Annotated in this window: 24 protein-coding genes and 1 tRNA gene; 13 read left to right on the forward strand and 12 right to left on the reverse strand. The window is 64.7% G+C overall.

Annotated features, from left to right (window positions below; all coding sequences use genetic code 11):
• The first annotated feature begins 95 nt into the window (after window positions 1–95).
• From ACQE2J_RS03180 to ACQE2J_RS03190, 3 genes are all read left to right on the forward strand, one after another.
• Window positions 96–632 carry a helix-turn-helix domain-containing protein gene (locus tag ACQE2J_RS03180; RefSeq protein ID WP_426937055.1) on the forward strand — a complete coding sequence of 179 codons (537 nt, stop codon included), beginning with the start codon at window positions 96–98 and terminating at the stop codon, window positions 630–632.
• A gap of 125 nt (window positions 633–757) precedes the next feature.
• Window positions 758–1,411, forward strand: coding sequence for an ABC transporter ATP-binding protein (locus ACQE2J_RS03185; protein WP_426937487.1), 654 nt, complete (start codon window positions 758–760; stop codon window positions 1,409–1,411).
• Window positions 1,408–3,357 carry an ABC transporter permease gene (locus tag ACQE2J_RS03190; protein WP_426937056.1) on the forward strand — a complete coding sequence of 650 codons (1,950 nt, stop codon included), beginning with the start codon at window positions 1,408–1,410 and terminating at the stop codon, window positions 3,355–3,357. Before ACQE2J_RS03185 ends, ACQE2J_RS03190 begins: the two co-directional genes overlap by 4 nt.
• Before the next feature lie 355 nt (window positions 3,358–3,712).
• Here ACQE2J_RS03190 and ACQE2J_RS03195 read toward each other — a convergent pair.
• Window positions 3,713–3,785, reverse strand: a tRNA-Lys gene (locus ACQE2J_RS03195).
• A 114-nt stretch (window positions 3,786–3,899) separates the two neighbouring features.
• Window positions 3,900–4,838, reverse strand: a complete 939-nt coding sequence (locus tag ACQE2J_RS03200) for a hypothetical protein (RefSeq protein WP_426937057.1) — start codon at window positions 4,836–4,838, stop codon at window positions 3,900–3,902.
• Between the two features lie 180 nt (window positions 4,839–5,018).
• On the opposite strand from ACQE2J_RS03200, the gene ACQE2J_RS03205 reads away from it, so the two are divergent.
• The 3 genes from ACQE2J_RS03205 (at window position 5,019) to ACQE2J_RS03215 (ending at window position 7,495) form a co-directional block, all read left to right on the forward strand.
• Window positions 5,019–5,606: a hypothetical protein gene (locus ACQE2J_RS03205; protein ID WP_426937058.1), complete on the forward strand. Its 588-nt coding sequence runs from the start codon at window positions 5,019–5,021 to the stop codon at window positions 5,604–5,606.
• Window positions 5,607–5,812: 206 nt separating this feature from the next.
• Window positions 5,813–6,478 carry a DUF47 domain-containing protein gene (locus ACQE2J_RS03210; RefSeq protein WP_425119858.1) on the forward strand — a complete coding sequence of 222 codons (666 nt, stop codon included), beginning with the start codon at window positions 5,813–5,815 and terminating at the stop codon, window positions 6,476–6,478.
• 3 nt (window positions 6,479–6,481) lie between these two features.
• The gene (locus ACQE2J_RS03215; protein WP_135540016.1) at window positions 6,482–7,495 is read left to right on the forward strand and encodes an inorganic phosphate transporter; all 1,014 of its coding nucleotides are present in this window, start codon (window positions 6,482–6,484) and stop codon (window positions 7,493–7,495) included.
• A 4-nt stretch (window positions 7,496–7,499) separates the two neighbouring features.
• Here the strand turns inward: ACQE2J_RS03215 and ACQE2J_RS03220 are convergent, their stop codons facing one another.
• Complete coding sequence (locus ACQE2J_RS03220) at window positions 7,500–7,958, reverse strand: DUF4383 domain-containing protein (protein WP_426937059.1); 459 nt, start codon at window positions 7,956–7,958, stop codon at window positions 7,500–7,502.
• 111 nt (window positions 7,959–8,069) lie between these two features.
• Here ACQE2J_RS03220 and ACQE2J_RS03225 point away from each other — a divergent pair, with 111 nt between their 5' ends.
• From ACQE2J_RS03225 to ACQE2J_RS03235, 3 genes are all read left to right on the forward strand, one after another.
• Entirely contained in the window at window positions 8,070–9,539 is a 1,470-nt protein-coding gene (locus ACQE2J_RS03225; RefSeq protein ID WP_426937060.1) for a sensor histidine kinase, read from the forward strand.
• The gene (locus ACQE2J_RS03230; RefSeq protein ID WP_135808630.1) at window positions 9,524–10,162 is read left to right on the forward strand and encodes a response regulator; all 639 of its coding nucleotides are present in this window, start codon (window positions 9,524–9,526) and stop codon (window positions 10,160–10,162) included. The genes ACQE2J_RS03225 and ACQE2J_RS03230 overlap by 16 nt, the downstream gene beginning before the upstream one ends.
• 86 nt (window positions 10,163–10,248) lie before the next feature.
• Complete coding sequence (locus ACQE2J_RS03235) at window positions 10,249–11,346, forward strand: hypothetical protein (protein WP_426937061.1); 1,098 nt, start codon at window positions 10,249–10,251, stop codon at window positions 11,344–11,346.
• A 131-nt stretch (window positions 11,347–11,477) separates the two neighbouring features.
• Here the strand turns inward: ACQE2J_RS03235 and ACQE2J_RS03240 are convergent, their stop codons facing one another.
• Entirely contained in the window at window positions 11,478–12,164 is a 687-nt protein-coding gene (locus tag ACQE2J_RS03240) for a dihydrofolate reductase family protein (RefSeq protein ID WP_426937062.1), read from the reverse strand.
• Between the two features lie 109 nt (window positions 12,165–12,273).
• On the opposite strand from ACQE2J_RS03240, the gene ACQE2J_RS03245 reads away from it, so the two are divergent.
• Window positions 12,274–12,927 carry a winged helix-turn-helix transcriptional regulator gene (locus ACQE2J_RS03245; RefSeq protein WP_135540024.1) on the forward strand — a complete coding sequence of 218 codons (654 nt, stop codon included), beginning with the start codon at window positions 12,274–12,276 and terminating at the stop codon, window positions 12,925–12,927.
• Window positions 12,928–13,062: 135 nt separating this feature from the next.
• On the opposite strand, the gene pstB is transcribed toward ACQE2J_RS03245, so the two are convergent.
• The 4 genes from pstB to pstS form a co-directional block, all read right to left on the reverse strand.
• Window positions 13,063–13,842: a phosphate ABC transporter ATP-binding protein PstB gene (gene pstB / locus ACQE2J_RS03250; RefSeq protein WP_135540026.1), complete on the reverse strand. Its 780-nt coding sequence runs from the start codon at window positions 13,840–13,842 to the stop codon at window positions 13,063–13,065.
• A gap of 132 nt (window positions 13,843–13,974) precedes the next feature.
• Complete coding sequence (gene pstA, locus ACQE2J_RS03255) at window positions 13,975–15,111, reverse strand: phosphate ABC transporter permease PstA (RefSeq protein WP_135540028.1); 1,137 nt, start codon at window positions 15,109–15,111, stop codon at window positions 13,975–13,977.
• Window positions 15,112–15,116: 5 nt separating this feature from the next.
• On the reverse strand, window positions 15,117–16,007 hold the full coding sequence (pstC, locus tag ACQE2J_RS03260; RefSeq protein ID WP_240689831.1) for a phosphate ABC transporter permease subunit PstC: 891 nt from the start codon (window positions 16,005–16,007) through the stop codon (window positions 15,117–15,119).
• 247 nt (window positions 16,008–16,254) lie between these two features.
• Window positions 16,255–17,355, reverse strand: coding sequence for a phosphate ABC transporter substrate-binding protein PstS (pstS, locus tag ACQE2J_RS03265; RefSeq protein ID WP_426937488.1), 1,101 nt, complete (start codon window positions 17,353–17,355; stop codon window positions 16,255–16,257).
• 323 nt (window positions 17,356–17,678) lie between these two features.
• On the opposite strand from pstS, the gene ACQE2J_RS03270 reads away from it, so the two are divergent.
• Window positions 17,679–18,488, forward strand: a complete 810-nt coding sequence (locus tag ACQE2J_RS03270; RefSeq protein ID WP_167854420.1) for a methyltransferase domain-containing protein — start codon at window positions 17,679–17,681, stop codon at window positions 18,486–18,488.
• A gap of 137 nt (window positions 18,489–18,625) precedes the next feature.
• Here ACQE2J_RS03270 and ACQE2J_RS03275 read toward each other — a convergent pair whose 3' ends face one another.
• Genes ACQE2J_RS03275 through ACQE2J_RS03290 form a run of 4 tightly spaced genes read right to left on the reverse strand, consistent with a single transcriptional unit; the run spans window position 18,626 to window position 23,592 of the window.
• Window positions 18,626–19,600: an NUDIX hydrolase gene (locus tag ACQE2J_RS03275; RefSeq protein WP_135540033.1), complete on the reverse strand. Its 975-nt coding sequence runs from the start codon at window positions 19,598–19,600 to the stop codon at window positions 18,626–18,628.
• Entirely contained in the window at window positions 19,597–21,741 is a 2,145-nt protein-coding gene (locus ACQE2J_RS03280) for an RNA degradosome polyphosphate kinase (protein WP_240689816.1), read from the reverse strand. The genes ACQE2J_RS03275 and ACQE2J_RS03280 overlap by 4 nt, the downstream gene beginning before the upstream one ends.
• Before the next feature lie 4 nt (window positions 21,742–21,745).
• Window positions 21,746–22,717: a mycothiol synthase gene (gene mshD, locus ACQE2J_RS03285; RefSeq protein ID WP_426937063.1), complete on the reverse strand. Its 972-nt coding sequence runs from the start codon at window positions 22,715–22,717 to the stop codon at window positions 21,746–21,748.
• Window positions 22,714–23,592, reverse strand: a complete 879-nt coding sequence (locus ACQE2J_RS03290) for a winged helix-turn-helix domain-containing protein (protein ID WP_426937064.1) — start codon at window positions 23,590–23,592, stop codon at window positions 22,714–22,716. The genes mshD and ACQE2J_RS03290 overlap by 4 nt, the downstream gene beginning before the upstream one ends.
• A gap of 236 nt (window positions 23,593–23,828) precedes the next feature.
• Here ACQE2J_RS03290 and ACQE2J_RS03295 point away from each other — a divergent pair, with 236 nt between their 5' ends.
• Entirely contained in the window at window positions 23,829–24,632 is an 804-nt protein-coding gene (locus ACQE2J_RS03295; protein WP_426937065.1) for an ammonia permease, read from the forward strand.
• Between the two features lie 142 nt (window positions 24,633–24,774).
• A complete protein-coding gene (locus ACQE2J_RS03300) occupies window positions 24,775–25,374 on the forward strand; it encodes an FABP family protein (protein ID WP_135540041.1) in 600 nt (199 codons plus the stop codon).
• Window position 25,375 lies beyond the last annotated feature (1 nt).

Genomic DNA, 25,375 nt, shown 5'->3' on the forward strand with positions numbered 1-25,375 from the left:
TGGCGGGTGCGTGGCGGCAGAGCGGCGGGTAGGTGGCGGGGTATTGGCAGGCGGATGACGTGGTGCATCGAATGGCCGCAAGGAAGAATGTCGGTATGAGTAAGTCAAGAGTGATCGAATTGCGACAAAAGGTTGGCTGGACACAGGAGCGCCTCGCGGACGAGGCCGGTGTTGGGCTCCGAACCGTCCAGCGGCTGGAGGCTGGACAGGACGCAAGTTCGGAAACGCTGACACTCGTGGCGGATTCACTGCGCGTATCTGTCCGTGACCTGTTCGAATCAATCGATGATGAAGATCTGGGCAGCCGCGTCGAGTCGCTGCAAGGTCGTGTAGAGAAGCAACAGGCAGCTCGTGACCGGATCATGAGTGCTTGGTGGTGGCTGTATGTCGGCGTCGGCATTGTAGTAACGATGCTCAGCTTCGCGCTGAGTTGGTTCGGTATTGCCGTGACGGTGGCGTACTGGGCAGGTGTGTCAATCGTCTTGAGTGCCGTGCAACGAATCTATCTCGAGCCACGACTTGAGGAGAAGTATCCTCTCTCAAAGAGCAAGCGTGAGCGTCGATCGACAAAGACAGGTCGTGCTCGCATGCGTCCCGGCTCGGATGCCGCAGATAGCGGTGATGTTCAGTGAGCCCGCAGCGTCGCGTGGAAGAGGTTGAGGTCACTCGCCCAGGTACCGATTCGAGGGTTCTGACTGCTGAGAAAGTCTCATTCGCATATCCTTCGTCGGCGGGACCGATTCCGGTATTGCATGAGGTGTCGTTGACGCTGGATGCCAGGGAATGGGTCGCGGTGATGGGTCCCTCGGGATCTGGAAAATCCACGGTGCTTCTGTGCGCTGCAGGGTTGTTGCAGGCGCAAAGTGGCAGCGTGGTCCTTGACGGCGTCGATGTGTTGAATGCGTCGGAGCAGCAGTTGACGGCGTTGCGACGTGATCGACTCGGGTTCATTTTTCAGGAGTTCAACCTCGTGCCTGCGTTGACTGCGGAGCAGAATGTTGGGCTGCCTGCCCGGTTCAGTGGTTCCCGACGGCCTCGTGAAGAAGTGCTTGATGTGCTGGGCCGTGTGGGGATGCGTGAGAAAGCAGGTTCGCGACCTGATCAACTTTCCGGTGGGCAACGTCAGCGGGTCGCGATTGCCCGTGCCCTAGTATCACGTCCGGCAGTAGTGTTTGCCGACGAACCGACCGGATCGCTGGATGTGCGTTCAGGTGACCAGATTCTCGATGAGCTGCAGTCGCTGGCGGATGAGGGCTCGGCAGTGCTTATGGTTACCCATGATCCACGGGTGGCAGCTCGTACGGATCGAGTGATCTGGTTGCGTGATGGACGCATCGAAGAAGAAATGGTCGCTGCGAGCGCGGAACAGATCGCCGCTCGTCTCGCAGGGCTCGAAGACGCGGCAGCATGACCGGTGGATTGACAGGGGCGATGCTCCGCGAGCATCGCTGGTCGTATGCGGGGCTCGCCCTGGTTCTCGTTGCTGCTTCTACCGTTGTGGGCAGTTCATTCATTCTGTTCGAAGCAGCACGAACCACCGATATCGACGTTTCCGGGCTTGGCGCGAATGAGGCGGCGAAACTGATCGGGTTGGCCGCGAACGGACGCTTCATCAGTGGCTTCATGGCATTACTTGGTTCGTTCGTCGCCGTGCTGCTGGTATCGCAGACGATGAGTTTCGTTGTGGATGGTAGGCGTCAAGAACTTGCGCTGCTCCGACTCGCTGGCGCCTCTCCATGGCAGACAACCGGAATGGTACTGAAAGAGAGCATGCTCCTTGGCATCGTATGCTCCATCATGGGTGCGCTTCTGTCGTTACTTCTGGCTACCCCGTATGCGGAGATACTGTCCCGGCAGAATAACTGGCCACAGGGATTTCCAGTGACGATACATGCCACCGCACTGTTCTGGTCCGTTGCCATCATGACGCTCGTCAGCGTGGCTGGCGCGTTCACAGCGGCACGGCGTATCGGGCGCACCGCACCTATCGATGCTGTGCGTTCGGTAACGCCCATCAGGCGGACGATGCCGCTCATGCGATGGGTACTCGCAGGTGTCGGGCTGAGCGCCATCATAGTGTTCCTGTTACCTCCTCCACAGACTCTGAACTATCAGATCACCACAGCGGGTGTTGGAGCTGGAGCCGTGCTCTTCGTGTCTGCTGTGGCTCCTGTCATCGTTCCTGCGATCGCCCGCCTCTTCGGTGGTGCTGTTACTCCGATCGCGCCGGGTGCGGGTCTCGTGGCAAGAGAACATATGGTGCATGCTGCCCGACGCACTGCGGCTCTAGCAACGCCGATGATCGTCTTGCTCGGCCTTGGTTCCGTGTTTGGCATGATGGCACAAACCGGAAGATCAGAACTGGCCCTCGGGCTCGACGCCCTGACGAACAACGACGTTGTAGTCGAGTTCACCACCCAGGGGCCAGACCCGGACGTGCTTCAGTCCGTTGTGGAACACCCCGAGGTTCAGGCCGTCACACGGGTTCAGCGAGCGGATGATTGGGCCTGGAACGAACCGGATATGCCCCCAGATGACTACCCGCAGCTCATGGGTATTAACCCCGACACATTCACTCACTTTGTTCCCGCGAAATTCGAGTCGGGTGGCATCGACGATGTCTCGGGCACGGACGTGGCTGTCGTCAGTGGTGTCGGTGACATTGGTGACACCTTCGACCTCGAAGCACCTGACGGGACTCCTGTCACGGTCCGTATTGCCGCCGTCGTGGAATCGACCAGCTTCACCTATGGCACCTTCCTCGTCGACCTGGACGGGCTCGCCCTAGATGCGGGAGCAACAACGGATACCTGGCTTATCGAGTCTGCTTCCGGTGTTTCTCTATCGAGCCTCGCTGCGTCGTTGGAAGATATTGCCCCATCCGGGCATGCTTTCACGCATCGTGCCTGGGTGGAGCAGTCGGTGCGGCGGAGCGTCGCGAGTCAACAAGCAGCGATCCTCACGATTGTTGGAGGTGCGGCTATCCTGGCGCTGTTCAGCCTTGTTCAGTCCACGCTGGCGTCGGTCCGTGGGCGACGAAACGAACTCGAACTTCTCACCACACTTGGTGCACACCGACGCTCTGTAGTTGGGTCGATCATAGTTGAGTCAGGCATTGTCGCCGTGACCGCATCAATCCTCGCAGCCGCAGTCACTGGCCTGGTATACACACGGATGGCCACAGCTCTCGACGCAATCAACCCCGGTCTCTCACCTATCATCCCTATCGAGCTTCTCACCTTTATTCTCGCCGGATGTGTTGCCGTGAGCATCATATCCGCGGCTATGGGAGCCTCACTCGCGCTCAATCGAAACAGAACTGGGACTGATGCACGAATTGGTGATGCTCGAACGTGACGATCTCCAGGCCGAGCTATCCAAACTTTTGCAAGCTCACCTTACGGGGTCGGTACCGCTCGACCTGCTCAATACGAGTTAGCAAGTGCTCACCTTGACGACTGCCTCACATTGGCCAGGGACTGCTACATGCTGTGCATGAGCATCGATGACTCACTGCGGCACATCGCCAACCAGGCCTTCTTCGAGAAGCACTACCTCAGTGAGGAAGGCACTGTTATCGGTGAGCCAGGAAAACCGTTCAACACGTTCTTCGACCCTGGTGTGCAGATAGCAGCGGCCCGCCACGGGGGGCGGGCCGCCGATTTGAGGTCTCAAACCGGTAATGTCGCCGGTTTGGACAGCGACCTTACGGTGGGCCCCGTGGGGATCGAACCCACGACCCACGGATTAAAAGTCCGTTGCTCTACCAACTGAGCTAGAGGCCCCGTCCCAACTCGACTGCTCGGCAGAACCGGAACACGACAGTTGGAGACTCAATAATATTAGAGGCACGTGGCCTCATTACTCAAACCAGAGGGCGCGGTCGAACACCGCCTCCCTCACTTCTCCAACTCGGGTCGATCGGAGCCGGTGTAGGTCCGAGGCAGTGAGTCCGGAGAGGACAGATCCTCGTCGGCGGCCTCGTCGATGACCGAACTCTCGATAGCCCTGTTCTTCTTGACCTTCCCACGCAGTGCGGCGATGTTCCTCAGGCCGGCGAGGAGCTTCCGGTCCTTCTTCGGAGCGACGTATTCGGGATCCGTCTCGAGGGGGAAGATCGTCGGCGCCGCTCCGAAGGCCTCCCTCGACTCCTGGGCGACCTTGCGCGCCATCTGAGCATTCACGACGGCGCCGATGACCGCTCCGACGCCGAAGGGCAACAGACGGCCGACGAACGAGCCGCCCGCACGAGCAGCGAACTTGCGGATGAAGGTCTTGCGTAGCTTGCGCACCAGCAGATCGACTACGGGGGCTGGCAGCTGTTTGGTCACCGTGGCACCCCAGCTGCCGAGCATCGAGTCGACGCCGCCGGACTGCTTGCTGAAGCGTTTGACGAGGTTCTTGCCGTCTTTACCCAGCATCAGTCCGAGTACGAGGGCGTTCGCGCGCTTGACGTCCTGGACCGGCAGGCCGTGGATCTCGGAGACAGCCTGGGCGAACAGGGCGGTGCCTTCGAGGAAACCTGCGGTCTCCGCGCTCGCGACACCGAGGGCGGCAGTCGTGCCCAGACCTGGGACCGCCGCAGTGGCGCCGACAGCCGCCCCGCCCGAGGTAGTCAAGGCGAGATAATGCCGACGGATGATCTTGACGAGCTCTTCAGGAGTCGCGTCCGGGTTTCTGCGGCGCAGACTGCGCACATAGGCCAGCGCAACGGGCCGCTGAACGGACAGCAGTCGCGACAGCATCGAGTGGGCACGAGGATTGAGGGTGCCATCGTCGTTGACAGCCAGCTTCGCTGCCTTGTCGAGGCCCTTCTTCGCCACGGATGATTTTGCCACGAGAGCTCCTCCTCGTATCGGTCACGCTCGTATCGGTCACGCGCACTGCGGGTCGCAGAGACGAATCGACTCTCAGTTTAGTCGCGGCCACTGGGAGCCGGGCGGGTAGAAGCTGACCGTCAGGCGTATGTGCGCCATGTCCTAGTGGCGGCGCAGGCGAAGGGCTAGACTGCCGGGACCATGACACAGCGACGCTTCCACCGCCCCGTTCCCCTGGCCGACCTCGATTCCGTCAGCGCCAGCGACGATCCGGTCGCTCGCTCGGAGACCTCGCACGCCACCGCGGCTCTGCTGCTCGGCGATGCCGACGGGCACCGCGACGAGGCAGCCACACGGCGCTTCGTCGAACTCGCCGATGACATCGGCTTCGAGGTGATTGCCGAGATGTGGTCCTCGGCCCCGGCAGTCTCCGCACCCGGCGCGCTCTGGCGCCTCTATGCCCTGCGCCAGTGGATCAACACCGCCCCGCGCGAACTCTCCGAGATGTTCGCCACCGGTCAGCGCCGCGTCACCGAGGGGATCGGTCTCGACGAGATCCTCGCCGGAGTCGAACTGCCGGCCGGAGTCGACGAGGTGGCTCGAGCGATCGATGAGATCCTCGTCGGAGCCTTCCGCGGTGACGTCGTCATCGCGCTGCTGCGCGCTGCCGCCTTCGTCGGCATCTGCGCCGAAGGCACCGAGGCGACTGAAACCCGGTCTCGGCTGCGCCAACTGTCCCAGGACCTCGCCGATGCTGCGTTCGCCCACCGCCGAGGCGGCCTCGACTGACCGCCCACCCGACTGTGAGATTGTCAACGGATGTTCACCTGCCTCGGCGGTGGACTCATGCGTGTGAACGAGTATCGTAGGGGGTGGCCTTCGGGCCACCGGACGCTGGATCGCTGAAGCCCCGGGCTCCAAATTCAGCCGCTTCGAGCGGCCTTCCGCCGAGAGGCGCTCTCGGTTCAGCGTCCGGCACATATCATTGAGGCATCATGCATATTCGTCCGGCTCGTCCGGGCCCCGGGCAGGAGGAGCGCATGCGGCTCAAGCGAGTCCCGCAGGACACTGTCTTCTATGAGCGGTTGTCCGCTCTCGTCTCACAGATGCGGCAATGCAACTTGGTGCTCGCCGAACTCTCCGGCATCGAAATCAGCGAACGTCGCGACGTCGCCGATCGTCTCCGCGAGATCGGGGACAGAGCCGATGAGGACATGGGCGCGATGCTGCGGGCGCTGCGCGAGAACTACATCACTCCATTCGACCGCAATGACCTCTACCTGCTCAGCCACCACATGCGCGACATCTGCCACCGTCTGCACGGGGTCGGATTCGTCCTCGCTTCGGAAGCCTTCGACCCGTTGCCGTCCGGCGTGCCCGAGACCTTGGCGGTGCTGTCGAACCAGACCGACCACACCTCGCGGATGATCACCCGCATGCCGGGCAAACTCGACCAGTGGGACTATGTCGACGCGATCAACCGGCTGACGTACCAAGTCGAGACCCTGCAGTGGCGGATGTCGGATGCGGTGCCGAACTCCAAACGCGGACTCACGTACATGGCGGCCGTGTCCCAGCTCGGGCAGGCATTCGTCCGGGCCGCTCACGGGTTCACGGAGCTCGGCAAGGTCGTCGCGGCCATCGCGATCAAGGAGTCGTAGTCCGTGGAGCTGCTTTTGGTGGCCGTCATCGTCGCCGGGGTGATCTTCGCCGGCTCGAACGGCTTCCATGACGCTGCGCTGACGATCGGCAATGCCGTCGTCGGTCGGGCCCTCAACCCGAAGTGGGCACTGGGCCTGGCCGTGGTCTTCAACTTCATCGGGGCGCTGCTCGGCGAGGGCATCGCCATCGTCGTGGCGAACCAGATCGTGCTCTTCTCCGGTTCCGCCGACCTCATTCTCACCTGTCTGCTCGTCGCGTTCGTGGCCGCGACGATCTGGAGTCTCTTCACCTATTTCCTGGCGCTGCCGGTGTCCTCGACGCACTGTCTCATCGGCGGACTGCTCGGTGCCGGAATCGTGTTCGGGTTCTCCGTCAACACCGGTGAGGCGATGGACTCCGTCGTGTGGCCGCTGCTGCTCTCACCCGTTCTCGGGTTCATCCTCGCGTGGGCGTTGACCCTCGTGCTGTCGAAGTTCCTCGCCTCCGTTCCGCCGAAACCGCTGTTTCGCGGCGCGCGCATGGTCGATTCAGTGCTCACGGCATCCCTGTCGCTCGTCCACGGAGTCCAAGATGCGCAGAAGGTCGCGGCCCTGGTCATGGTCGGCATCCTCGCGGTCGAGGCCACCCCGCACGACGGTCTGTCCATCGTCGAGATCTCTTGGCCCGTGCGCCTCCTCATTGCCGCGGCCCTGGCACTGGGCACCGGGCTGAGCGGGTGGCGGGTGGTCCAGACCCTGTCAGTGCGGATGGTCCGGCTCGACCCGCTCAAATCCGCCATCGCCGATGGTGCCGCCTCGATCCTCATGTACACCGCGGCTCTGGTCATGCGCGTGCCCGTGTCGCTGACCTTCGTCCTGGGCTCGTCGATCCTCGGCACCCAATACGCCGGACGCAAGGGCCACGCCCGAGCCCGCTACTTCCTGCCGATGTTCGGCGTGTGGCTGCTGACGATCCCGGCCGCAGCGCTGTTGGCGCTGGGGCTGGGAGGGATCGTCAAAGCGGCTGCAGGAATCTGACGGATCAGCCCCGCGACTTCCGCCCGAAGACGAAGCCGGTGGTGATCATGGCTGCAGCGAGGACGAAGTGCAGCCAGTTGTCGGCGGTGTTGAGCCCGACGAAGTTGCCCATCGACTCCATCGGAATCACCATCCCGTAGATCCACAGCACCGCATAGATGATGCCGCCGATGATGAGGTAGTTCTTCGCCAATCCGCGCGAGCGGAGTCCGAGCATTCCGACGAGTCCGAACAGCAGATGGACGATGTTGTGGAGCACCGTGACCTGGAAGAGACCGAGCAGCGCCGCGTCCGTATGATGTCCGGCGAAGCTGATCGAGCCGAGGTTCGCGGTGATGCCCGGGACGAATCCGAGGATGCCCACGAGCAGGAACACGGCGCCGAAGAGCCCCGAGACCATCTGCACCTGCGAACGCGTGCTGCGTGAGGCTGCGGGCGACTGTGACGACATCGAGATATTCATGACGATCCTTTCCCAAAGGTGACTGGTATCGATGATTCGGAGCCGATGCCGATTCGGATGGCTGCTGCGCGCAGAATCGTCGTGTCAGTCCGGCGCTGTAGTCTGGTGGCGATGGGAGCTTGGGCGGCGAAGCTGTGGCGCAGACTGCTGGTCCTTCTGATCGGCGGGGTCGTCGCCGTGCCCTATATTGCGGTGATCATCTGGGTCGTCACCGCGTGGAACGAGGCCAGCGACTGGTCTCTGGCCCTCGGCATCTTCGTCTTCGGCATCATCGTCTTCATCCTGTTGTGCATTCCTGCGTTCCTGGCTGTGATCCGCGCGCTCGAGCGGACCCTGGCCGAGCACCTCCTCGAACTGTCCATCCCCACCCCGCCGATGCGGCCGACCACCTCCGACCGTGTCCGCGGTGCCCTGTTCTACTTCGGTCACGCCTTTGCCGGCGCACTGCTCCTCCTCACCGTGGTTGTCGTCATCCCCTCCGCTTCGCTGATGATCGCCGATCCGCAGCAGGCCTCGGAACTGTCGAACGGGCTCCTCGGCATTGCGGGTTCCACCGGCGGGGCACCGGGCAGAGGCGGGGATTCGTCGGCCGGCCCGTGGACCGAGCCCGCCATCGTCCTGCCCGCCGGACTCATCCAGATCCTGGCACCCTCGGTTCTTCTCCTCCTCGCTGCCTTCCTCATCGCCGAGGGCTATTTCCTGCCGCACTATGCACAGATCCTGCTCGGACCCTCGGCCGCTGACCGGGCTGCGCTGGCCGGGGCCGATCGCGTCCGTCGTTTCCGCCGCACCGTCCTCGCCCGGGAGGTCCACGATTCGATCGGCCACGCCCTGACCGTCATGACGATGCAGGCAGCGGTGGCCAAGCGCGCCCTGCCCCAGGAAGAGAAACTCGCCGAGGCGGCCGTCGACGAGATCGCGCGCACCAGCCGTGACGCTGTGGCTGAGTTGGATCATGTGCTCGCGCTGCTGCGCGCGGAGGCAGATGTCGAAGGCGCTGTGAGCGAGGTCGAAGACTTGGTGGGCGGCGCCGGCGACATCGCCGGCGCCGAGGCTGATGTCGGAGGGATCGCGGACGACGGTGACAGCGGAAGTGCGCGGCCGCCTCGGCCAACGATGCTCGACATCACCCGCTTGGCCGAAGAGGCCTGCTCCATCGGTCACCCCACCCGGCTGACGATCTGCGGAGACGCCGCCGGACTGCCCACGGCGGTGGTCCGCGAACTCCGCCGGATCGTGCGTGAGGCGGTGACGAATTCGCTGCGGCATGCGACGACGCCTGGCCTCGACGTGACCATCGACATCGGCGCGGACTGCGTGCAGGTGGTTGCGCGCAATGCCTGCGGAGCCACCGGTCCCGCGTTCGGCACGGTCAGCGAGGGCAGGTCCGATGCCACGGACGGCAGGTCCGATGTGAAGGGGGCGGCCGCCTCGGCGAGGGAATCACGGGGGCTCGTGGGCATCGGGGAAAGAGCTGCGCTGTTCGGTGGGAACGCGGATTGGGGAGTCGATGGCGGACAATGGGCTCTGCAGGTGAGGCTGCCGTATTCGGAGGGACAGGTGCCATGGCCATCAGGGTGATCCTCATCGACGATGAGCCGCTCGTGCGCGCGGGACTGGCCGCGATCATCGACTCCGATCCGGGGCTCGAAGTGGTCGGGGAAGGCGGCGATGGGGCGGAGGCGCTGGATCTCGTGACTCGGCTGAGTCCCGACGTCGTCGTCATGGATGTGCACATGCCCCGACTCGACGGGTTGGAGGCCACGCGGCTGCTCGTGGACCGGCAGGAGTCGCCCCGGGTGCTCATCCTCACGACCTTCGACAGCGATGATTACGTCTTCGAGGCCTTGCGTGTGGGAGCCGACGGTTTCGTCCTCAAACGCGCTCAACCGGACGAGCTGATCAGAGCGGTGCACACCGTGGCAGGGGGAGAGGCGCTGCTCTATCCGCAGAAGATCCGGGACATGGCGGCACGGTCGGTCCGACACGTCGATCTGGTGAGTTCGGCTCAGCTGAGCAGCCGGGAACAGGAGGTTCTCACCCTGATGGCGCGGGGGATGAGCAACGCCGAGATCGCCGGTGAGATGTTCCTCGGGGCGGAGACGGTCAAGACCTACGTCAGTTCGCTGCTGTCGAAGCTCGGCGCGAGAGATCGGACGCAGGCGGTGATCCTGGCCTTCGAATCGGGGTTCATCACGCACTGAGCCCGAATCGGACTTCACCCGCTCGGGGTCGGGTTTCACCCTTGTGGGGGAGACCGTGGCAGGCCCGCGGGGGCGAATGTGGAGGCATGACACAGAAACAGCTCCACCACACAGTCCATCATCCATCACAGCCCGCACCCGTCGCTGTTCGGGCGGGACTGGCGGCCGCCTCGGCGTGGTCGCTCTTCCTCTTCGTCATGTCGGTCCTCTGGGGACTGGGAATCGTCGGCGCACCGCTGGCCGGATCCGAAGACGGGGCGTTCACCTCGGCGATCGCCTCGCTCCCGATATCGGTCATGGCCGGCGTCGTCGGCTTCGTCGCTCTGCTGAGCTTCGTCCTCTCTGCGGTTCCGCTCACCGTGGCCCGTGTGCGGGAACGACTGCACGAACCTTCCGCGGTCCGGGCCCTCGGAGTCGTCGCACTCGCAATCACCGCAGTGGTCACCGTCTTCTTCACCGATACTCTGCTGCTGGCCTACGTGGGCTATGCGCTCAGCCTGCAGTTCCCGCCGATCCCGGCTCCAGTGATCTGGCAGGCGATCATGCTCATCGGTCCGCTGCTGTGGCTCGTCGTGTGGGCCGTCGCCGAACGGTCGCGTCGGGCCGGGTTGCGCAGTAACAGTGACCGGCATCCGGCCGGAGATGCCGGTTCGGTCGACGGATCTGCGGTACCCGAAGGAAGCGGTTCGACCGCGGTCTCGACCAGTGCGAAGCTCGCAGTTGGTGTGGCCGTCGTCGTCCCGGGATTCTACGCACTGACCCGGATTCTCTGGGCGCTCGGCATTCCGATCGGTCTGAGCCAAGGCCTCTTCGATGAAGGGCAGCGCGTGGGGCTCTGGCATTCGGGCCTGGCGCTCGCCCTCGCCGCGGTGGCAGGAATCCTGCTCACACTCGGGCTCGTGCAGAAATGGGGAGAACGGCTGCCTGCGTGGCTCGGTCCCTTGGGCGGGAGACGAGTGCCGATCACTCTCGCGACGATTCCTGCGACGGTCGTGTCGTTGGCGATCTTCACCGGCGGAGTCGGCCTGGTGCGCACAGCCTTCTCAGGCATGCCTGAAGTCTTCGCGGACAGCTGGTGGGCGACGATCGGGCCGACGCTGCTCTTCCCGGTCTGGGCCGTGGCCCTCGGCTGGGCGACCTTTGCCTACCGGGAACGCCGACTGACAGCCGAAGCTCGGAACTGACAGTTGAAGCGCAGACGTGACAGCCGAAGTACAGACGTGACAGCCGACCAGCGAGTGCTCACCACGACCGATGAGGCGGACGGGAATCGTCCGCCTCATCGGCGTCGGGCTGCCCCCCAAGAGCTGCCTGTTCACCTGGCATAGCCCGTCTGTCGAGGTTGCCCCGTCGGACTGCGCCCGTCGGGGTGCCGTTCAGCCGGGCTGCCCAACTGTCGGGTTGCCGACCCATCGGACTGCCCGCCCGTAGGACCGGCGGTCAGTCCGGCGAATGGTCCGTATGTGACCAGCAGATTGCCTTTGCTGGTGCGCTGCACGTCTTTGAATGCCAATCGAGTTGTCGTGCCTCCCTCGAAGAGCGAGCGTCCGCTGCCGGCGACAACCGGATGGACGGCCAGCGTCAGTTCGTCGATGAGCTCGGCTTCGACGAGTTGACGGACCACTGACATCGACCCTTCGACGGCGATTTTGCCGCCGTCGGTGCCTTTGAGTTCACGGACGAAGTCGACGAGGTCTCCTTGGATGAGCGTGGAGTTCTCCCATCGGAGGTCCGCCTGCGACAGAGTCCTCGAGGCGACGTGCTTGGGCGTCGCGTTGATGAAGTCGGCGAACGGTGCGTCTTCGCCTTCGGTGTGGTTCGGCCAGTAGTTCTCCCACTCCGAATAGGTGACACGGCCGAGGATGCAGTCGTCAACTCCACCGATGGCCGTGTTCATCCACTGTCCCACCTCCTCGTCGAAGGAGTCGAACTGGAATTTGAACGGGTCCGATGCGATGCCGTCGAGCGATTGGAACAGTGCGGCGATGACAGTGCGGCTCATGATGATCTCCTCATCGAGTGTCGTGTGGGCCGAGCATGATGCATTAAATGTCAGTTCAAAAAGTAAACTGCAGTTTCAATAGTGAACTATGTTGGCTAGACTGTCAATCATGAAGTCGTATGGGCAGTTCTGCGGTTTGGCCAGGGCGGCAGAGGCTCTGGGCGAGAGGTGGTCGCTGATCATTCTGCGCGATCTTCTCGTGGGCGCGAAGCGCTTCAATGAATTGCGGCAGGGCATTCCCGGCATCCCATCGAACCTGCTGACCACACGACTGCGTGAACTCGAAGCTGCCGAGATCGTCGAGCGCAGCATTGATGGGCGCAACGTCGTCTATCGTCTCAGCGAGTACGGTTCGGACCTCGGGCCGGTGCTGATCGAACTCGGCCGCTGGGGCGCTCGACGTCTGGCCGCTCCGCGCGAGGACGAAGTTCCCACCGACAGCTCGCTGGCTGCGGCTCTGCTGTCATCTCGCACCGAGGCGGCAGTGCGGCCATTCACCGTCGAAGTCACTGCGGGGCCGGCAGAGGCCCATGCGGTCGTGCATGAGTTCGGGGTCGATGTCGCCGAAGGTGCTGATCCGCACGCGCAGCTCTTCATCGGTGGGCCGGGGTTGCGGGGTGTGCTTGCCGATGGTGAAGCGGAGGCAGCCGTGGCGGCTGGAGCGGTGACAGCAGACGGCGACGCATCCCTGCTGCCCGAGTTCGTCCGTGCCTTCCGAGCACCACTCGACGAGGGCGTCAGCAGCCCATCGACCGCAGAGTGAGCTCGTTCAAGGGATTCTCTGGTCGATCCGCGGTGTTTCAGAGCGGCTGAACGCCGTGGAACGACCAGACAATGACGTGCGTCGGCGGACCCGACCGGAAAACTCAGGTCCCCGAAGCGACCGGCACGGCTCAGGTCATCCGAAGCGGCCGGAGATGTAGTTCTCGGTCTCTTCCTTGTCCGGGTTGGAGAAGATCGTCGAGGTCTCATTGAACTCGATGAGCTTGCCGGGCTTGCCGGTGCCGGCGATGTTGAAGAACGCGGTCTTGTCGGACACTCGCGCGGCCTGCTGCATGTTGTGGGTGACGATGACGACCGTGTACTTGTCCTTGAGGTCGTTGATGAGGTCCTCGATCGCCAGCGTCGAGATCGGGTCGAGGGCCGAACACGGTTCGTCCATGAGCAGAACCTCGGGCTCGACGGCGATCGCGCGAGCGATGCACAGGCGCTGCTGCTGACCGCCGGAGAGGCCGGAACCGGGCAGGTTGAGACGGTCCTTGACCTCGTTCCACAGGTTCGCGCCGCGCAGGGCACGTTCCGTGAGCTCGTCGGCCGCGGACTTCGACAGGCGCTTGTTGTTCAGCCGCACGCCGGCGAGCACGTTCTCCTTGATGCTCATCGTGGGGAACGGGTTCGCACGCTGGAAGACCATGCCGACCTCACGGCGGACGTTGACCGGATCGACGCCGGCGCCGTAGATGTCGTTGCCGTCCATGAGGACCTCACCGGAGACGCTGGCGCCGGGGATGACTTCGTGCATGCGATTGAGGGTGCGCAGCACGGTGGACTTGCCGCATCCCGAGGGGCCGATGAACGCGGTCACGGAGCGCGGCTTGATCTGCATCTGCACACCGTCGACGGCGCGGAAGTCTCCGTAGAAGATGTCGAGATCCCTGATGTCGATCTGCTTGGACATTGTGTTTCCTATCCGTGGATTGTGATGAGTCTAGAGAATCGTGACCGGCATGCGCCGCTGTGATGATCGCCGAGGCGGCCGCACCGTGACCAGATCACGTCGCACGTCCGCGTCGCGCGTCCGCGCCGCACATCAGCGGCCGGCCTTCGGCGCCAGCACCTTCGCGATGATGCGGGCGAGCAGGTTGAGGACCATGACGAGGAGGACGAGGACGAGGGCGGCGGCCCAGGCCCGTTCGGAGCTGGCCAGCGCGGCCGCACCGGGGGAAACGGGGCGCAGCTGCGAATCGTAGATGAACGTCGGCAGCGTCGACATCCAGCCGGAGAAGAGGTTCCAGTTGAGGGTCTTCGCGAATCCGGCGGTGACCATGATCGGTGCGGTCTCGCCGATGACGCGGGCGATGGCGATGGTGACACCGGAGAGGATTCCCGACACCGAGGTGGGCAGGACGATCTTCATGATCGTCTTCCACTTCGGCACGCCAAGAGCGTACGAGGCTTCACGCAGATCCATCGGCACCAGACGCAGGATCTCCTCGGTGTTGCGCACGACGATGGGGATCATGAGCACCGACAGGGCCACAGCCGCGGTGAAGCCGGTCTTCGCGATTCCCGCCGAGGCCGGCATGAGCACATTCGCGATCGTCGAGAAGAGTGCGAAGGCGAAGAGACCTGCGACGATCGAGGGAATGCCGGTCATCACGTCGACGAGGAAGGTGATGGCCTTGCCCAGGCGGTTCTTGTTCGAGTACTCGACGAGGTAGATGGCGGTGAGGACACCGATCGGGATCGAGATGATGCAGGCGGCGAGTGTGATGAGCACGGTGCCGACGATGGCGTGGTAGAAACCGCCGGCGAGGGTGGCTTCACCGGCGACGTACTGCTGGTCGAGCACACCCTTCATCCCGAGCATCGTGCGAGTGAGCAGGTCGCCGCTGATGGCGGCCCCGCCCTTGGACACGGTCAGCCACAGCAGCGAGATGAGGGGAACGCAGGCGAGGACGAAGGTCGAGGTGACGACGGTGGTCGCCACGCGGTCGACGGCCTTGCGGCGTCCTTCGTAGGCTGCGGATGCCGCGAACACGGCGACCATGTTGATGAGGCCCGCGAGCACGGCGACGACGGGGATGTTGAAGCCGCCGAAGGAGATGAGGCTGATGAGGGTCGCTACGACGATCGAGGCGGCGGCGACGACCCAAGGGGTGGCGTTGGGCAGCTGCTTCGAGGTCAGCTTCTTCGGCTTTGCGATGGCGGTATCTGCGGTGGTCAACGTTCTCAGCTTCCCTTCACCGAGGTACGGGCGACGATGGCGCGGGCTCCCATGTTCACCAGCAGAGTGATGACGAAGAGGACGAGGCCGACCGTGATGAGTTCGGACAGACGCAGACCCGCGGCTTCGGGGAAGTTCTGCGCGATCTCCGAGGCGATGGTCTGGTTGCCGCTGACGACGAGCGAGGCGGTGAGGACGCCGGGGGAGAGGATCATGGCCACGGCCATGGTTTCACCGAGCGCGCGTCCGAGGCCGAGCATCGTCGCCGAGACGATGCCGGACTTGCCGAACGGGAGCACGGCCATGCGGATCATCTCCCAGCGGGTGGCGCCGAGGGCCAGTGCCGCCTCTTCCTGCAGACGCGGGGTCTGGAGGAAGATCTCCCGGGTCAGCGAGGTGATGATCGGCAGAATCATGATCGAGAGCACGAGGGAGGCGGTCAGCAGCGTGCGTCCCGTCTGCGAGACGGACCCGTCCTCGGCCGGAGCGAAGATCGGGATCCACCCGAACCACTTCGACAGCCACAGGTAGAAGCCCGTGAGGTTCCCGGCCAGGGCGATGCCCCATAGGCCGTAGACGACCGAGGGGATCGCGGCGAGCAGGTCGATGACGTAGCCGAGCGTCGGGGCGAGCCTGCGCGGAGCCATATGCGTGGTGAACAGTGCGATGCCCAGGGCGAAGGGAGTCGCCACGATCAGCGCGATCGCCGCGGAGATGAGGGTGCCGATGACCAGCGGCCACACATAGGAGAGGAACCCCTTGCCGCCGGTGATCTGCGCCGGATCGCTGATCTGCGCGGCGATGGTGTCCTTCGACTGTGCGAGCAGGAACAGCGCCACCCCTGCGAGGATGAGCAGGATCAGGATGCCGGCGATGAGTGTGGCGGCGGAGAAGATGCGGTCGCCGGGGCGGACGACGGCCTTCTGCTGCCGAGGAGCGGGACTCGAGCTCTGCGGCTGCGGCCCGGCCTCGGGAGCGGAGCCCGGACCTGTGGGGCCGGACTCGGTGATCGGTGTGCTGGTCGGCACAAGTACTCCTCACGTGACTTGTGGTGGAACCCTGGTCGGTTCACAGGCGCCGAAGAGCGGCGCAGGGACTCTGCGCCGCTCCGGCTGGTTATTTCTCGAGGTCAGAGACCAAATGTCAGCTCGCGACCTTGATCGAGTCGATGACTTTCTCGATCTCCGCACGCAGGTCGTCGGAGATCGGGGCGGACCCTGCCGAATCGGCGGCCGACTTCTGTCCCTCTTCCGAGACGACGAACTTCTCCCAGGCCTTGACCATGTCCACGGTCTCCTGGTCCTCGTAAGAGGAGCAGACGAGGTGGTAGGAGACGAGGACGATCGGGTAGGCACCGGACTCGGTGGTGTCGCGGGCGAGGTCGAAGGCGAGATCGCCTTCGTCGCGTCCTTCGACCTTCTCCGAAGCGTCGACGACCTTGGTCGCGGCTTCGGGGGAGAGCTCGACGAACTCGTCGCCGACCTTGACCTTGGCGGTGTTGAGCTCACCGACGGCGGAGGCATCCGCGTAGCCGATGGCACCGTCGGTGTCCGAAACCGTCTGGATGACTCCGTCGGTGCCCTGAGCGGCCTCGCCGCCGTACTCCTTCGGGAAGTTTCCGTCGACCTCGGCGTCCCACGTCTTATCGGCGGTGGCCTTGAGGTACTCGGCGAAGTTCTCGGTGGTGCCCGAGTCGTCGGCACGGTGGACTGCGGTGATCTTGAGATCAGGCAGCTCCGCGTCCGGATTGTCGGCCTTGATGGCCTTGTCGTTCCAGTTCGTGATGTCACCCTTGAAGATCTTCGCGATCGTGTCGGGTGAGAGGTTGAGCTCATCGACGCCCTCGACGTTGAAGGTCACGGCGATCGGGGAGATGTAGACGGGGAACTCGAAGGCTCCGTCGGCGCCGCAGGCCTCCTGACCGGCCTTGACCTCGTCATCGTCGAGGTGGGCATCGGAACCGGCGAACTGTGCGTTGCCGGCGAGGAACTGTTCACGGCCGGCACCCGAGCCGTCGGGGGAGTAGTTGACGGTCACACCGGAGTTCTGCGAGGTGAAGTCCGCTGTCCAGGCATCCATGGCTGCCTTCTGCGAGGAGGCGCCGATGCCGGTCAGGGTGCCCTGCAGGTCACTGCTGCCGCCCGAAGCCTCCTCGCCGGTGGCGGACTGGCCGCCGCAGGCCGAGAGGGTGATGGCGCCGACCGCGAGGATCGCAGCGGAGGGGGCGAGATGCTTCATCTTCACGAAGATGCCTTTCATGGTTGTGGACACAGCTCGAGAGTTCTCGATTGCTCGTGTTCCACGCTAAAGACCACGCGTGAAGTGCAAGGAGTTGAAACGTGAATGGGAGGTGAACGAGGGGCGAAGGGTTGGAACCGCCTTGAGCGCTTGATCACAGACCGCGCCGTTTTCGTGAAAGGATCGTTGTCGGGACCGGCATTCCCTTGCCGAGGCGGCCCGCCCGGTACTCGTGCACGCTCGCCGAGGCGGCCCGCCGTATGCGTACGCGCCCCCTGAGGTTCGTCGATCTCTTGTCCCGGTCCGGCCCCGTTCCTACGGTCGAAGCCATGAAGGATGGGAACCGATATGTCCTCGGCGAGTCCGAGAGCGAACGTTCACGACTGCGCGACCAGTCGGTCGTCTTCGACCCTCTGACCAAGCAGCTGCACATCGAAGCGGGAATCACTGAGGGCATGAGCGTCCTCGACATCGGCACCGGCGCCGGAGACGTCGCCGTCATCGCCGCCGATCTCGTCGGCCCGGACGGGCATGTGCTCGCCGTCGACCGCAATCCCGAGGCGCTCGAGGGCGCCCGCAGTCGGCTGGGCCATCGGCGAGAGATCGAGTTTGCCGAGGCGGATCTCTGCACCCTCGACCTCGACGAAGACTTCGACGCGATCGTCGGCCGAGCCGTGCTCATGCATCTGCGCAGCCCAGTCGAGGTGGTGGAGCGACTCGGCCGGCACCTGCGTCCTGGGGGTCTGCTGGTCATGCACGAACTCGACGTCGCACAGGGGTGGGCGAGTGCGGACACGCCGCTGCTGGAATACGTGAGAGAACTGATTCTGCAGACATTCGCATCGATAGGAATCCACGGCAGGATGGGCAGAGACCTGTTCGCGGCGTACCGTTCCGCCGGGCTGCCCGACCCGCACCTGACCTTGAGCGCACCGGTGGGCGGCGGGGCGGAGGCACCGAGCTTCGGCTGGGTGAATGCCCTGGCCGCTCTGTTGCCCTACCTCGAGCAGCAGGGGATTGTGACCGGCGATGAGCTCGGAATCGACTCGCTCACGCAGCGGCTCACCGACGAGTTGGATGCTGAAGACGCCACCCTCCTCGGGCCGCTGATGTACGGCGCCTACTGCACCGTCGGCTGAGGGCAGTCCCTTCGCCGAGAAAGTCCCTTCGCCGAGGCGGCCCTTCCTCACAAGCGGATCGGTTCACCGTCACAAGCGGATCGGCTCACCCTCACAGGCGAATCCGTTCATCCGCCCTAGGGGCTGAGATCCCTCGATCAGCTGTCGATGGGGCGGACGCGTTCGATCGCGACGATGCGCGGCATCGCGCCGGGTCGCACATAGGCGACGAGGACCTCACCGGGCTTGAGATACGGGTCGTCTTTCGGCAGCTTCGCGACCACGCGTTTGGGGGCATGTTCGGCGTAGACGGAGAAGATCGTCGGCAGCACCGGGCGGTGCGTGCAGTAGATGACGGGTTTTCCCTTCTCCAGCAGCTTGCGGATGAACCGTGCGGTCTTCTCCGGGTTCGCCGAGGCCGCCTTCTCACTGAGCGTCGGGGCTTTCTTGATCGGCTGTCCCCTGGCCGCTGACAGCGGGGCCAGGGTCGCCATGCACCGCTTCCACGGGCTGGAGATGAGCTTCTTCGTCTTCCAGGCTCCCAGCAGACCGGTCAGGGCCATCGCCTGTCGGGTGCCGAGTTTGAGCAGCGGTCGCACATGTTCGGTCTCGTACCACTTCGACCGCGGGAACGCTTTGCCATGGCGGACGAGGATGAGCGGCCAGGCGCGCAGCGCATCCGTGGAGTCGAACTTCTCCACCGCGTCGAGCTGCTCCCGATCGGCATAGGACGTCAGCTTGGTCCGGGCCTTGTCGACCGGGAACCATGCGGCCCGGTCGACTTCGCGTCTGTTCAGCGGAGCGAAGACAGTTTCGCCCTTGACCTCGGCCGACCAGTAGAAGACCTTCTTGAGGTTCTTTCCTCCGACCGTGTATTCGGCCGAGGGCAGCGGAACGCCGAGGTGGATGTCGAGGCCGGTCTCCTCCTTGACCTCGCGTACGGCGGTCTCCGGCAGGGTCTCGCCCGGGTCGACCTTGCCCTTGGGCCAGGACCAGTCGTTGTACTTCGGACGGTGGATGAGCACCACTTCGAGGCCGTCGGGTCCGCGTCGCCAGCAGACGGCGCCGGCGGCGAGCACATCGGCCTTGACCCGGGACGACGCCTGCGCCGAACTGACCGACGAGCGGCTCACGCCTCGTCCCCGATTCGACGCCGCTTCCGGTGTCTGCGGATGAGTTCGGTCTGGTAGTCGATGAGGGTGTTGCCGTCGGCATCGTGAGTGCTCCGGGTCCACTTGCCGTCGTCGGCGAGTTCGAACGCCGAGGTGGTCGGGGCGAACGCGAGGTCGAAGAGTTCGATGACCTCGTCCCGGTGGCTGTCGTCGACGATCTGCACGAGCGTCTCGACCCTCCGGTCGAGGTTGCGATGCATCATGTCCGCCGACCCGATGTAGACGATGGGGTCGCCGTTGTTGCCGAAGACGAAGGTGCGGGAGTGCTCGAGGAACCGGCCGAGCACGGAGCGGACGGTGATGTTCTCACTGAGTCCTTCGATTCCCGGTCGCAGGGCGCAGATGCCGCGGACGAAGACTTCGACGCTCACCCCGGCACGAGACGCCCGGTAGAGGGCGTCGATGATCGCTTCGTCGACGATCGAGTTGACCTTGATGCGCACCTGCCCGGTGCCGCCCGACTCGACATTGGCGATCTCGGCGTCGATGAGTTCGATGAGTCCCGTGCGCACCTGGCTGGGGGCGACGAGGAACCGTGAGTACTCGGACCGCGGCGCATAGCCGGAGAGCTGGTTGAACAGCTTCGTCAGATCATCGGCGACCGCGCGGTCCTTCGTCAGCAGTCCGAAGTCCTCATAGCCGCGGGCGGTCTTCGGGTGGTAGTTGCCGGTGCCGACATGGCAGTAGCGGGCCAGCCCCTCGGCCTCCTGCCGCACCACCAGAGACAGCTTCGCATGCGTCTTGAGTCCGACGATGCCGTAGACGACGTGGACGCCGGCGCGTTCGAGCTTGCGCGCCCACGTGATGTTGGCCTCCTCGTCGAAGCGGGCCTTGATCTCGACGACGGCGAGCACCTGGATGCCGGCCTGGGCGGCATCGACGAGGGCGTCGATGATCGGCGAATCGCCGGAGGTGCGATAGAGCGTCTGCTTGATCGCGAGCACGTTCTTGTCCGAGGCGGCCTGCTCGAGGAAGGCCTGCACACTGGTGGAGAACGAATCGTAGGGGTGGTGCAGCAGGATGTCGTGATGGGACACCGCTTCGAACACGTCGACCTGGTCGCTGGATTCGCGCAGGGACAGATCCTTGTTCATCTGCGGGACCATCTTCGGGAAATGCAGGTCATCGCGCGGCACATCGGCGATATCGGACATTCCCGACAGGTCGAGCGGCGTCGGCAGATGGTAGATCTCGGATTCGTGGATGCCCAGTTCGTCCTTGAGCATCTCGAGCACGCGGGGATGGATGTTCTCCGTGATCTCCATCCGCACGGCCGGGCCGAAGCGCCTGCGCAGCAGCTCCTTCTCCAGGGCCTTGAGCAGGTTCTCCGCATCGTCCTCTTCGACTTCGAGGTCTTCGTTGCGGGTGACGCGGAAGGTCGAGTGGTGGACGACCTCCATGCCTTCGAAGAGGGTGCCCAGATGTTCGGCGATGATGTCCTCGAGGGCGACGAACCGGGCCGGGACGTCGCGTCCGGCGGGGCGGTCGGTCGCCGCGGCGACGTTGAAGAACCGGGGCAGACGCGGGGGCACCTTGACGCGGGCGAAGAGCTCCTTGCCCGAGTCCGGGTAGCGCAGGAGCACGCCGAGGTTGAGCGAGAGTCCCGAGATATAGGGGAACGGGTGCGCGGGATCGACGGCGAGGGGGGTGAGGACGGGGAAGACGTGACCGAAGAAGAACGCGTCGACGCGGGTGCGTTCGTCCGCGGTGAGGTCGTCGACCTGGACCTTCGAGATCGACTCCGCGTCGAGACGGGGGCCGATATCGTCCTTGAGCAGCGCGGCGTGCCGGCTCATCAGCTCATACGCGCGGACCCCGATGTCGTGCATGACCTGGGCGGGCATCCGTCCGGTCACACTCGGCACGGCCAGCCCGGTGTTGATGCGGCGTTTGAGACCGGCGACGCGGACCATGAAGAACTCGTCGAGATTCGTTGCGAAGATCGAGAGGAACCGGACCCGCTCGAGCAGCGGGATCTCCGGATCCGAGGCGAGGTCGAGGACTCGTTCGTTGAAGGCCAGCCAGCTGAGTTCCCGATCGAGGAAGCGGTCCGCGGGATCGGGCAGACCCAGCTCCTGGCCGGCTGCTGCGATGTCGTACAACGCTCTACTCCTTCTCGCTCGTCGTCGCTGGGCTCGTGCTCTCGGCACCGATGGGCTGAGATGCCGGTGCATAGGACACGTGCGCGACCGCGACATGGAATCCCAGCCGCTCGTACAAGCCTAGCGCCGGGGCGTTGTCGGATTCGACGTAGAGTTCGATGACCTCGGCGCCGGCGGCGACCATCCGCCGCATCCCCTCGATCGTCAGCGCCTTGCCCACACCCTTGGCGTGGATGGTCGGATCGACACCGACGACATAGACCTCGCCGAGGCGGCCCTGCCCGTCCGTGTCCGTGAGTTTGATCTGGTGGAAGCCGATGACCTCGCCGTCGCGGACGGCGAGCACGACGGTGTCGGGATCGAAGTCGGCCGCGGTGACGATGGTGTCGATATCGGCGCGGGTCTGGGAGCCCTGTTCGGGGTGCCAGTCGAAGGCCGCGTTGTTCACAGCCAGCCAGCCGGCTTCGTCACCGGGGGCGAAGGATCGGAGCTCGACGCCCTCGGGCGCCTGCGTGGCAGGCAGGTCGGCCAGCCTCAGCCCCGCCTCGGTGCGCATCTGATAGAGCACGCGGTCACGGCCGAGCCCATGCTTCTTCGCCAGGTGCGCCGCGGCCGGATGGTCGCCGTGGGACCAGCACCAGGATTCGGGCTCCTCGGCGAGGATCAGGGCCAGCAGCTCTGCGCCGAGGCCCTGCCCGCGGTGGTCGGGGGAGATGAGGAATTCGGCGGCGTGACGGTCGCCCTGCAGGGCGCGGATGCCGAAGCCGATGAGAGTCTGTCCGTCGAAGACGCGCCACACGGACGAGGCGGTCTGCGCCGCGTGGGCGGTGTCCTCTCCGGTGGCGATGGCCATGAGCCCGCCGGAGATCTCGGGCGCTCCGTCGGCGGCGGCCACACGGTCGAGGAAGGACAGCTCCTCCTCGGTGAGGGTGTCGATCGGGGTGTTCGCGGTCGCTCCGCTGGCCTGGATTCTCATGCCTTCACGTCCTCTGGTTCGGTGACGCTGTCGGCGCTGAAACGGTAGCCGACGTTGCGCACGGTGTGGATGGCGTTCTCAAGGTCTTTGCCGAGTTTCGCACGGAGGCGGCGAACATGCACGTCAACGGTGCGGGTGCCGCCGAAGTAGTCCTCGCCCCACACGGCCAGGAGGATCTCGTCGCGGGTGAAGACGCGTTCGGGATGCATGGCGAAGAACTTCAGCAGTGCGAACTCGCGGTAGGTCAGGTCGAGGCTGCGTCCGCCGAGGTCGGCGGTGAACGCGGTCTCGTCGATGCGCAGGGTGCCGGTGACGACGACCAGCGGTTCGCCGTCGGCGTTCCACGGGTCATCGCCATAGCGGCGCCGACCGGTGCGGTTCGTGCCGCTGCCCCCGGCGTAGCCGGCCGAGCCTCGGCTGCCGGAGAATCCTCGGTTTCCGGACAGTCTTCGGTTCTCGGCCGCGGTCGGGCCGGCCCAGCCCTGCCGGCCGGTGGGCGGGGCGGACCGCTGCGCGTCGAGGTGACGGTCACGGGCCACGCGCAGCCGTGCCTCCACCTCGGCGGGGCCGGCGGTGGTGAGGATGAGGTCGGAGACGTTCCATTTCGCCGAGGCGGTCGCCAGTCCGCCCTCACCGAGGACGACGATGATCGGGGCGGTGACCTTCCGCGCGGTGAGCACCTCGGCGATGCGCGGGGCCAGGGACAGGTCGAGGCAGGCGTCGGCGATGACGACGTCGGCGGTCAGCGATTCGCGGTGCGCGTGCGTGATCTCATCTGCGCCGCGGCGGTCGATGTGATGGCCGAGGTACTGCAGGGATTCGGGCGCGATGGGGGCCTCGAGTCTGTCCGTGGGGCAGATGTGCAGAATCCGCATGTGCTGCATCCACCTCCTCGGCACCCGTCGTCTGTGCAGATTATAGCGAGACCGGTGCGCCGTTCCCGACGGCGGACCGGTGGGAACGGCGGGTGCTCGGCCGTGTGAGTCCGGGGTGGGACGGGGGCCGGCGAGGGTGAAAGGAATGCGCGGGACGGCGTCCGCCGAGGCTGAAGGGGACGGGTGGGGCAGGGGCGAAATCGCGTGCGTGCAATGAGATGAGGCACGATAGTGCTGTGATCAGATGGATTCGAGTAGCCGTCGCCCTGGTACTGGTGCTGGCCCTCAGCACCTCCGTGTACTGGGGCTATTCAGTGTTCCTGTTGGCGACCGGACTCATCGTCCTCGGCGTCGCCTACGGGTGGCCGCGCCTGACGGACTCCCCGCAGCCGCGGGCGACGTCGATCATGCTCGCCCTCTTCGGGATGGCGGGACTGTTCGCAGCGTGGCAGGACGAGTCGGCTCCGTATCTCGACTGGCTGCCCGTGCTCGCCGGCCTGGGACTGCTGTGGACCTTCGTGCAGAACCTCACCCGCGGCATCGGCGCCTCCTACGCGGTGGCGAATGTCTCCGCGCAGGTCTCCGGCCTCGTCATCGTCCTGTCGGCGAGCACCTGGGTCGCGGCGATCACGGTGCCCGGCGACAAGGAAGCCATCATCATCGGCCTCATCGCACTCATCACGGCGCAGTGCATGACCGCTCTGCCATGGCCGGCGATCTACACCTCGCCGCTGGCCCTGGCCATGTCGACCGCCGTGGCCGGGATCCTGTCCGTGCTCGTGTTCGATGATTCGATCACCTGGCCCACCGCTCTCATCCTCGGCATCATCATGGGTCTGCTCGTGGCCGCTGTCGACCGGATGCTCGGGCTCATCGCGTATGCGAAGTTCCAGGCGGCGAACCTCGAAGCCTCGCAGAACATCGAGGTGAAGAAGAACGTCGAGAAGGCTCGCAGCTTCGCCGTGCAGCTGGCCCTCGGTGCCGCTCCCATCGCGCTCGGCGGAGTCGTCGTCTACGCCCTCGAACGCATCGCACTCTGAGCAAATGTAGACTGGGAGCATGGAAAATCTTCTTGCCCTCGAAATCGTCTTCTCCAGCCTCGTCGGCCTCGCCGCTCTCGGTGCCCTGGGCGTCGGAGTCAAGGTCGTCACCGCGCTGTTCAAAGACAACCGCTGATCCCTCATGATCGAACTTGATGCCTCGGTCCATCCTGAGCTCGTCCCCCTGTCCTGGCTGATCGGGTCCTGGGAAGGCGTCGGTGTCGTCGGCTATGCGGACACGCCTGAGAAGCAGTTCGGCCAACGCATCGACTTCGTCGCCCATGAGGGCACCCCGTTCCTCCAGTACACCGCGCATGCATGGCTGCTCGATGAGTCCGGTGAACTCGAATCGACCCTGACCCTGGAGACCGGGATCTGGCAGCTCGTGCGTCAGCACGACGACGGTGACGTCGGACCGGGCATGATGGTGCCTACGGCCGAACAGAGCTTCACCTCTGCCGCCGCGGTCGAAACCCTGCGCACGAACGACGACGCCTTCGAGATCGAAGCCGAGATCGTCCACCCCCACGGCGTCATGGAACTCTATGCCGGCACAGTCAAAGGCCCGCGCATCGACCTGGCCACCGACGTCGTGGCCCGGACGAAGACCGCGAAGGAGTACTCCGCTTCGACGCGGATGTACGGCCTCGTCGGCGGCGAACTCATGTGGGCCTGGGACATGGCCGCCATGGGCCACGAACTCGCCTCCCATTCCTCTGCCAGATTGAAGAAGCTGTCTTAAG

It is taken from the genome of Brevibacterium sp. LE-L, from assembly GCF_050214925.1.
Classification (GTDB): domain Bacteria; phylum Actinomycetota; class Actinomycetes; order Actinomycetales; family Brevibacteriaceae; genus Brevibacterium.

Bases quoted from the DNA above. Each gene is read 5' to 3' on its own strand.
- ACQE2J_RS03180 (WP_426937055.1), top strand. From the start codon at position 96: ATGAGTAAGTCAAGAGTGATCGAATTGCGACAAAAGGTTGGCTGGACA.
- ACQE2J_RS03190 (WP_426937056.1), top strand. From the start codon at position 1,408: ATGACCGGTGGATTGACAGGGGCGATGCTCCGCGAGCATCGCTGGTCG.
- ACQE2J_RS03205 (WP_426937058.1), top strand. From the start codon at position 5,019: ATGACACAGCGACGCTTCCACCGCCCCGTTCCCCTGGCCGACCTCGAT.
- ACQE2J_RS03210 (WP_425119858.1), top strand. From the start codon at position 5,813: ATGCATATTCGTCCGGCTCGTCCGGGCCCCGGGCAGGAGGAGCGCATG.
- ACQE2J_RS03220 (WP_426937059.1), bottom strand. From the start codon at position 7,958: ATGAATATCTCGATGTCGTCACAGTCGCCCGCAGCCTCACGCAGCACG.
- ACQE2J_RS03225 (WP_426937060.1), top strand. From the start codon at position 8,070: ATGGGAGCTTGGGCGGCGAAGCTGTGGCGCAGACTGCTGGTCCTTCTG.
- ACQE2J_RS03230 (WP_135808630.1), top strand. From the start codon at position 9,524: ATGGCCATCAGGGTGATCCTCATCGACGATGAGCCGCTCGTGCGCGCG.
- ACQE2J_RS03235 (WP_426937061.1), top strand. From the start codon at position 10,249: ATGACACAGAAACAGCTCCACCACACAGTCCATCATCCATCACAGCCC.
- ACQE2J_RS03240 (WP_426937062.1), bottom strand. From the start codon at position 12,164: ATGAGCCGCACTGTCATCGCCGCACTGTTCCAATCGCTCGACGGCATC.
- ACQE2J_RS03245 (WP_135540024.1), top strand. From the start codon at position 12,274: ATGAAGTCGTATGGGCAGTTCTGCGGTTTGGCCAGGGCGGCAGAGGCT.
- pstB (WP_135540026.1), bottom strand. From the start codon at position 13,842: ATGTCCAAGCAGATCGACATCAGGGATCTCGACATCTTCTACGGAGAC.
- ACQE2J_RS03270 (WP_167854420.1), top strand. From the start codon at position 17,679: ATGAAGGATGGGAACCGATATGTCCTCGGCGAGTCCGAGAGCGAACGT.
- mshD (WP_426937063.1), bottom strand. From the start codon at position 22,717: ATGAGAATCCAGGCCAGCGGAGCGACCGCGAACACCCCGATCGACACC.
- ACQE2J_RS03290 (WP_426937064.1), bottom strand. From the start codon at position 23,592: ATGCGGATTCTGCACATCTGCCCCACGGACAGACTCGAGGCCCCCATC.
- ACQE2J_RS03300 (WP_135540041.1), top strand. From the start codon at position 24,775: ATGATCGAACTTGATGCCTCGGTCCATCCTGAGCTCGTCCCCCTGTCC.